Below are 6659 nucleotides of genomic sequence, written 5' to 3' on the forward strand. Positions count from 1 at the left end.
TTGGCTGGACTATAATCGTACCACTGTGTATTTCCGGTGCTTTGACATCAATACCACGCTCAAGGAACTTTCTCGTAGACGTAAGACGATACATCGAGTACGCCATCATAACCGTTAATATCGTCGAGAGCGTAAACCCTATTGGTAGATACCATTCATAGAGACCGAAAAGCGCTGCTGGGATAAGATGGAGGCCAAAAAGGACGACGCTGATATAAAGAATCCTGGCGGGTCTCTCGTAAATAGCCTCGACGGGCTTAAGAAGTACTCCACTAGCTGAGACCAGCGAGCCACTTACACCAAAAGAAACACCCGCCGTTAGGGCCCAATTGGCATCGCCTGTAAACTCGTACACTGCAACAACAAACACGTAAAATACTGGAGCCATTAAAGCCATTTTTTTGATGGTTGAGTGGGACAACGGTATTGATTCCTCCTCAAGGAGTTTCACCGAGCCAATGAACATGAACATTGCAAAAACTGTAAGTGAGAGTTCAGCTACCGTCAGCAAAATTCGATTCGCAGACGCCGAAAGGGCAACCATTGTGAAATCCGCAATCCATGCCACAGAGAAAAACAGAGCCGACCTGCGTCTGCGCTTGAAGTACATCCTTAGCATCAATGCAAAGGCTGTGAGGTCTGCTACCATTACAAGAAGTCCACTGACAGTGGATAACACATTATTTATACCCATAACCAACCCTCCTCGGGTCGGTAAAGCCGTCCCATCTAAACGGTCCGGCCGGCGGAGCCCGGACGGCGGTTTCCTCTTCAATCTTCACAACGAGCACCTCAGGTCTGGCTATAACCACGGCCAGCAAACCCCTTTCACCGTAATCCACCACACGGTATCCATCCTCTGTTTTTTTGACCGGAAGAACCAGTGTGAATGGCCAGTTGGGATAGTAGGATATCCTCCTTCTACCGGGAACCCCAACGAGGTCACCGAAGAGGTAGTAGCCGTAGAGCGGGACTGCCATGGCGTTTGGGAACTTCTCCTCGACTTCCTTGAGAAAAGCGACGTCTGTTCCAACGCCACTCAGGATAACGGCTTCTATATCCTCCGATGCGCTTTCAAAGAGCCCGATTAAAGGTGGTGCGGTTCTCGCAAGGTTTATCCTGTCCCGCTTAAGCACGCGCTCTGTGTAGCGAACGAGTGGGTTGAGAATTCTTAAGACTTCCTCAGCTCCTTTTTCCTCCAAAACCCTCTTCAGCCCGTCTGTTTCCATTCCTATGAAGTACAGGTAGCCACCGTAGCTCCACACGAGCTCGCTTATCTCGTCCTGATACCAGCCGTAGGGCCCGTGTGCAAGGGCACGCATCCTGCCCGGGGGAAACGTTTCGTTCAGGCCGTAAAGTTCGTCGAGGGCGGATTTAAGGTACGAGACAAGGTATCTCACGTATTCCCGGTCCCAGTGTCCGATGGCCCTCTCGCGCGTGGTTCCTGAGGACTGATAAAAGCGAACTCTGCCGGGGTAGCCCTCTGGTAGAAAATCGAGCCAGTTGGTACGTAGGTAATCTTCCTCTACGAGAAAGCCCCTGTTGAGCATGTTTTCAACTGTCTCAATGACAGTGTTCCCCACAATTCCCTCATCGTCAACTTGGAAACTCTTCCAATAGGGTGTGTGTTTAATGTGATAACGGATGGTTCTTTTGAGGTGGCTTAGAACTTCGTCTTCTTTGACTTTAAGGGGTTCCTCAATTAAATCTTTGGGGACATCGTCGTACGTCATGGCATGTAATTGTTCGTAAGAGAATATAAGCCTTTCTTAAACGTCCTTCTAAACGAAAGTTGCATTTTGAACCCATAAGGTTAAATAAACCAACCCCCAATGTTGATGGGTGACGCCATGCCCACCGTTATATATCGCGAAACCCTGCTGGATGGGTTTAAATACACCCTGAGCAAAGCCGTGGAAACGACTCCGTTCTGGAAAGAGAAATTCGAGGGTTTTGACCTGGAAGGGATTTCTCCAGAAACCCTCGGCGAACTAACGACCAGGGTAACAATCAAGCCCCATGACCTTTACGAGAAGTCCCACGTCTGGCCAGACTACATACGGGAGGGCCGTCTCTTCCACGCGGTTATGCGAACCAGCGGGACGACTGGCCGGCCAAAGAGGGTGCCTTTCACCCCGGACGACAAGAGACGAACCGCACGCCAGATGGCACCCTGGGTCAACGAGTACTTCGAGAAGGGCGAACGGGTCGCTTCTTTCTTCCCGCCGCTGCCGTCTTCATCGGGCAACTTCGCACTGAGCGGGCTTGAAGGCAACAACGCAGGGATTGCGTACTTCCAGGTTCCGATTACCTACCTCCAGAACCGGGAACTCCTTCTCAAGGAGCTTGAGGACATAAAACCAACCTCGATATGGGCCCTAACTGCCACCGCCTACAACCTCGGCCTCATCCTGCCGGAGAAGCTCAGAGAGGACGTTAAAACGATAGTCGTCGGCGGTGAGACACTCACACCCGAGCTGGCCAAGGCCACCCTTGAGCTGTTCCCGAACGCCGTCGTCATAGACAATTTCGGCTCGACCGAGGACGACGTTACCGGCTTCAGGATAGTTACAAAGAAAGGCGCAACGCCGTTCCACTTCGGGGAGTCTGTAATAGTCCTTGAGGACACCGGCGACGAGGATTATCCGGAATACAAGAGGCTCTACATCACAAAGGTCATGCGCGAGGGCGAACTAACTGGGTTACCGCTCTTCAACTACGATATCGGCGATTTGGCGAGGCTCGAAAACGGCGAAGTCGTCAGCATAATCCGCGTTAAAGACGTCGTCGTTCTCTCCGGGGCAAAGCTCCACATAGACCAGGTCATGGAGATAGTCTACGGCCATCCCGAGCTCACGGACTTCGTGATGCTCTACTATCCACTCTCGCCGGACAACCCGAGGCCGAGGGTTATAATTAGGGTCGCCTACGAGGGTGAAAAACCAGCCGGAATCGAGGATGAGGTGAGGGAGCTCATCTACGAGGCCAACAATCCGGTTCGCTACGAGGTAGAGGAAGCGAAAAGCTCGGAGCTCATAATCGAGGCAGTCCCGCTGGAAAAGCTCCGCGAGGGTCTTCCAATCAGACCTGGGAAGACCAAGAGAATATACGTCGCTGGAAAGGACTTCTGATTTTCTTCCCTTTAACTTTCTTGTCATAATGCCGAAAAGTTATTTAAGACCCTTCTCAGATTTCCAGCCGGTGGTGGGAATGGCGAAAGCGAAGATTATTCACGACGGAATTCACGGTAGCATGAAGGTCACGGGGGTAATCCTCGAACTCGTCAAAACGCCCGAGTTCCAGAGGCTCAGGCACATAAGACAGCTCGGTCTGGCGTACCTCGTCTACCCCGGCGCCAATCATTCGCGCTTCGAGCACTCCCTCGGAACGTGGCACATAGCAAAGCGCCTCTCCGAGGAGGTCGGACTCGAAGAAGATGAAAGCCTGCTCCTCCAGGTCGGCGCTTTACTTCACGACATCGGGCATGGGCCCCTAAGCCACACCTTCGAGGGAATCTACCGGCACTACGTGAAGGAGCGCGACCACATGCGCCTCGGCGGGGACATCATAACGGGGCGGATAAACATAACGGGAGACGAGGACGGCAGAAAGATTCCGGAGATACTGGAAAGCCACGGAATTGAGCCGAGGGAAGTGGCGGACCTAATACTCGGCAGGGCGAAGAAGCCCTACCTCGGCCAGATGCTCCACGGGGGAGTTGACGTTGACCAGCTCGACTACCTCATTAGGGATGCTCACTACACCGGCGTTGCGCATGGAATAATAGACCTTGAGAGGCTCCTAAAGGTGCTCGAAATCCACGATGACGAGCTCGTCGTCGACGAGAAGGGTGTTGAAGCCGTCGAGGGAATGATGGTGGCGCGCTCGCTGATGTACTCACGCGTTTACTTCCACCACACGGTGAAGATTGCCGAGGGCATGCTGACCAGAGCCCTGGAGTTCGCCCTTGAAGAGGACCACCTCTGGGACTTCTGGAAGATGACCGACTGCCGGGTTTTAGTTGAACTCGAGGATTTGGAGGGTCTTCCTGCGGAGCTCACGAGGCGCGTCCTTTACAGGAAGCTCTACAAGGCCGCGGTTCTCGCGAGCGCGGAGGAGCTCAGTCCGGAGGAGAAGAGGGAGTTGCTGTCGGCTTACAGGAACGTCAAGAGGAGGCAGGAGCTTGAGAGGGCCCTGGCGGAAGCCGTCGGCGCGAGCGAGGGCGAGGTAATCCTCGAGTTCAGCATAGCCGACCTGATGCTCAGCGAGCCGAGACTGAAGGAGACCGGCATAAAGGTGCTCCTCGAAAACGGCGAGGTTCAGCCCCTATCAAAGGTAACCCCCCTCGCCAATGCCCTCAAGAGGAGGCAGACCCCGAGGTGGGCCGTTCTCATAGCCTCTCCGGAGAAGTACGTCGGAAAACTCCGCGAGAGCTGGAGAAAGGTGCTCTTCAGCTGAAGAGCTTAGCCTTTATCTCCTTTTTGAGCTCCTCAATCATCTCAATGAGCTCGTCGGCATCCCTGACTTCCCTGAGGCTCTCCTTCGGGATTATGGGAACCTCCTTGACGACTTCGGTCTTGGTCTTCTCAAGGATGAACACGCCGTCGGAGTTGATTATCCTGCCAACCTCGGCCACCATCTCGGCCCTCTTCACCGTCGAGCGGGTCTTCCTCTCATCTATCCCAGTTAGGATTCTGAACTCGTTGCCCTTGGAAACCGCGTTGAACGGGGCCTTCTTAACCTTCACGAGGCCGAGGCCGAGGCGCTTCAGCCTCTCGAAGACCTCTTTTTCGAGGGGGCTCTCGGGCTTAACATCGAGCTTCGCCTCGACCCTCGCGCTCAGAACGTCAATCGGCTCGGCTAAAGCCTCGTCGAAGAGCTCCTCAAGCCTAATCGCCACCTCGAGGGAAACGGCCTGCTCACCGCGCTCGTAGTTGAGGAGGGTCTTCCTCGAAACCCCGAGGAGCTGTGCCAGCTCGTTGACCGAATAACCGTGCCTCTCGCGAAGCTCCCTGAGAAGTTCGCCGTTTATTCTGACGTAGAGTCCACCGCGCTCCGCGAAGATGGCCGGTAGCTCGTTGTTTGTGAGGACGTCGTAGAGCGTTTCCGGTCTTAAAGCGTAGATTCCGAAGCGCTCGTAAACAACTCCCTCCTCAAGCTCCGCGTTCTTCGAGCGAAGGCCCACTATAAGGGGGGAAGCGTTGAAGAACTTCGCGAGCCTCTTCAAATCCTCGGCCTGCTCCTCGGTAACGGTGTCTATGTTCGCGACGACCTTGAGGAAGAGAAGAACCACTAACCGGCTCGCGACTATGTCGAAGCATGAGCCTCTAAACTCGAGACGGGCCGTTTTGTAGCCCGCGCTCCTGAGTATTGCCTCAACGGTTTTGATGAGCTTCTCCCTCTCCATCGGGTTTAAATACTCGTAAGGGCTTAATAAAGTTAAGGTGCGCCCGATGAGGCCGGTCGTTCTCAAAGGCAACCTCGTTTCGCTCGCCGTTCCGCTGAGGGACGACGTAAGGAAAGCGTGGCTCTGGTTCAACGACAGGAGCGTAAGGCTCTTCTTAACGGCCCCTGAGGAAGTCTTCTTCTTTGAGGACGAGATGGAGTGGTACGAGAGGATTAGAAAGGCAAAGGAGCGCGAGAAGGTCTTTTCGATAGTGGAAAACTCAACTTCTTCCCTCGTCGGTTTCATAGGGCTTCACAGAATAGACCACCGCGACGGAAGGGCGGAGCTCGGCTACTTCCTTGGAAGGGAGCACTGGGGGAGGGGCTATGGAAGCGAGGCGGTGAAGTTGGCCCTCGATTACGCCTTCAACTGGCTCAACCTCAGGAAGGTCTACGCGAGGGTTTACGAGCCGAACGTTGCCTCGATAAAGGTCCTTGAGAAGAACGGCTTCGAGCTCGTTGGGAGGCTGAGAAAACACCACCACGTTCCCGGCTACGGATTCGTGGACGAGCTGATTTTCGAGAGGTTTAGAGAAGAATAGGGAAAGAAGCTCACTCGAGCTTCTTGTAGCAGAACCACCAGTCGTAGCACTCGATTTCGCCCTTGGCCTTGGCTTCTTCCCTGGCCTTCTTCTCCTCGATGTTGCTGGCCGGCGGGATGATGACCTTGTCGCCGATGAGCTCGTTCTCGGGCCACTTATGCGGAAGAGCAACTCCCTTTTCGTCGCTGACCTTGAGGGCCTTGACGAGCCTGAGTATCTCGTCCCAGTCCCTGCCGACCTCGGCAGGGTAGTAGACTATCGCGCGGATGACGCCCTTGTCGTCAACGACGAAGACTGCCCTCGCCGTCTGGGTTAAACCGCTCGGGATCATGCCGAGCTTCTCGGCGAGCTCACCGCGGTCGTCGGCGATAATCGGGAACTCAATCTCAACGCCGAGGTTCTCCTTTATCCACTCCATCCACTTGATGTGGCTGAAGACCTGGTCAACGCTGAGTCCTATCGGCTCGACGCCGAGCTCCCTGAACTTGTCGAGCCTCTTCTGCATGGCGTAGAACTCGGTGGTACAGACCGGGGTGAAGTCAGCGGGGTGGCTGAAGAGTATGAACCACTTGCCCTTCTCGGCGAAGTAGTCCGGGAGCTTTATCACTCCGTGGGTGGTCTTGACCTCAACCTCTGGGAACTTTTCTCCTATGACGACCATCTTTCATCACC

At 54.4% G+C, this 6659-nt stretch carries 6 protein-coding genes and 1 pseudogene; 3 read left to right on the plus strand and 4 right to left on the minus strand.

Annotation, left to right across the window (positions count from 1 at the left end; translation table 11 throughout):
* Positions 1-649: pseudogene (locus MVO87_RS04105) on the minus strand (DUF835 domain-containing protein); the annotation flags it as partial.
* 31 nt (positions 650-680) lie between these two features.
* Positions 681-1733, minus strand: a complete 1053-nt coding sequence (locus MVO87_RS04110) for a hypothetical protein (protein WP_297552309.1) — start codon at positions 1731-1733, stop codon at positions 681-683.
* A gap of 117 nt (positions 1734-1850) precedes the next feature.
* Here MVO87_RS04110 and MVO87_RS04115 point away from each other — a divergent pair, with 117 nt between their 5' ends.
* Both MVO87_RS04115 and MVO87_RS04120 read left to right on the plus strand, forming a co-directional pair.
* Positions 1851-3131, plus strand: a complete 1281-nt coding sequence (locus MVO87_RS04115) for a phenylacetate--CoA ligase family protein (protein ID WP_297552311.1) — start codon at positions 1851-1853, stop codon at positions 3129-3131.
* A gap of 79 nt (positions 3132-3210) precedes the next feature.
* Positions 3211-4458, plus strand: coding sequence for an HD domain-containing protein (locus MVO87_RS04120; RefSeq protein WP_297512875.1), 1248 nt, complete (start codon positions 3211-3213; stop codon positions 4456-4458).
* Here MVO87_RS04120 and MVO87_RS04125 read toward each other — a convergent pair.
* Positions 4451-5407, minus strand: a complete 957-nt coding sequence (locus MVO87_RS04125; RefSeq protein ID WP_297552313.1) for a transcriptional regulator — start codon at positions 5405-5407, stop codon at positions 4451-4453. The genes MVO87_RS04120 and MVO87_RS04125 overlap by 8 nt on opposite strands.
* 46 nt (positions 5408-5453) lie before the next feature.
* Here MVO87_RS04125 and MVO87_RS04130 point away from each other — a divergent pair, with 46 nt between their 5' ends.
* Positions 5454-5987 carry a GNAT family N-acetyltransferase gene (locus tag MVO87_RS04130; protein WP_042689792.1) on the plus strand — a complete coding sequence of 178 codons (534 nt, stop codon included), beginning with the start codon at positions 5454-5456 and terminating at the stop codon, positions 5985-5987.
* 10 nt (positions 5988-5997) lie between these two features.
* On the opposite strand, the gene MVO87_RS04135 is transcribed toward MVO87_RS04130, so the two are convergent.
* A complete protein-coding gene (locus MVO87_RS04135) occupies positions 5998-6648 on the minus strand; it encodes a peroxiredoxin (RefSeq protein ID WP_297515699.1) in 651 nt (216 codons plus the stop codon).
* Positions 6649-6659: the final 11 nt, after the last annotated feature.

This window comes from Thermococcus sp. (assembly GCF_027063845.1).
In the GTDB taxonomy this organism is placed as follows: domain Archaea; phylum Methanobacteriota_B; class Thermococci; order Thermococcales; family Thermococcaceae; genus Thermococcus.

Coding starts and splice junctions, on each gene's coding strand:
- MVO87_RS04110 (WP_297552309.1), bottom strand. CDS start 1,733: ATGACGTACGACGATGTCCCCAAAGATTTAATTGAGGAACCCCTTAAA.
- MVO87_RS04115 (WP_297552311.1), top strand. CDS start 1,851: ATGCCCACCGTTATATATCGCGAAACCCTGCTGGATGGGTTTAAATAC.
- MVO87_RS04120 (WP_297512875.1), top strand. CDS start 3,211: ATGGCGAAAGCGAAGATTATTCACGACGGAATTCACGGTAGCATGAAG.
- MVO87_RS04125 (WP_297552313.1), bottom strand. CDS start 5,407: ATGGAGAGGGAGAAGCTCATCAAAACCGTTGAGGCAATACTCAGGAGC.
- MVO87_RS04130 (WP_042689792.1), top strand. CDS start 5,454: ATGAGGCCGGTCGTTCTCAAAGGCAACCTCGTTTCGCTCGCCGTTCCG.
- MVO87_RS04135 (WP_297515699.1), bottom strand. CDS start 6,648: ATGGTCGTCATAGGAGAAAAGTTCCCAGAGGTTGAGGTCAAGACCACC.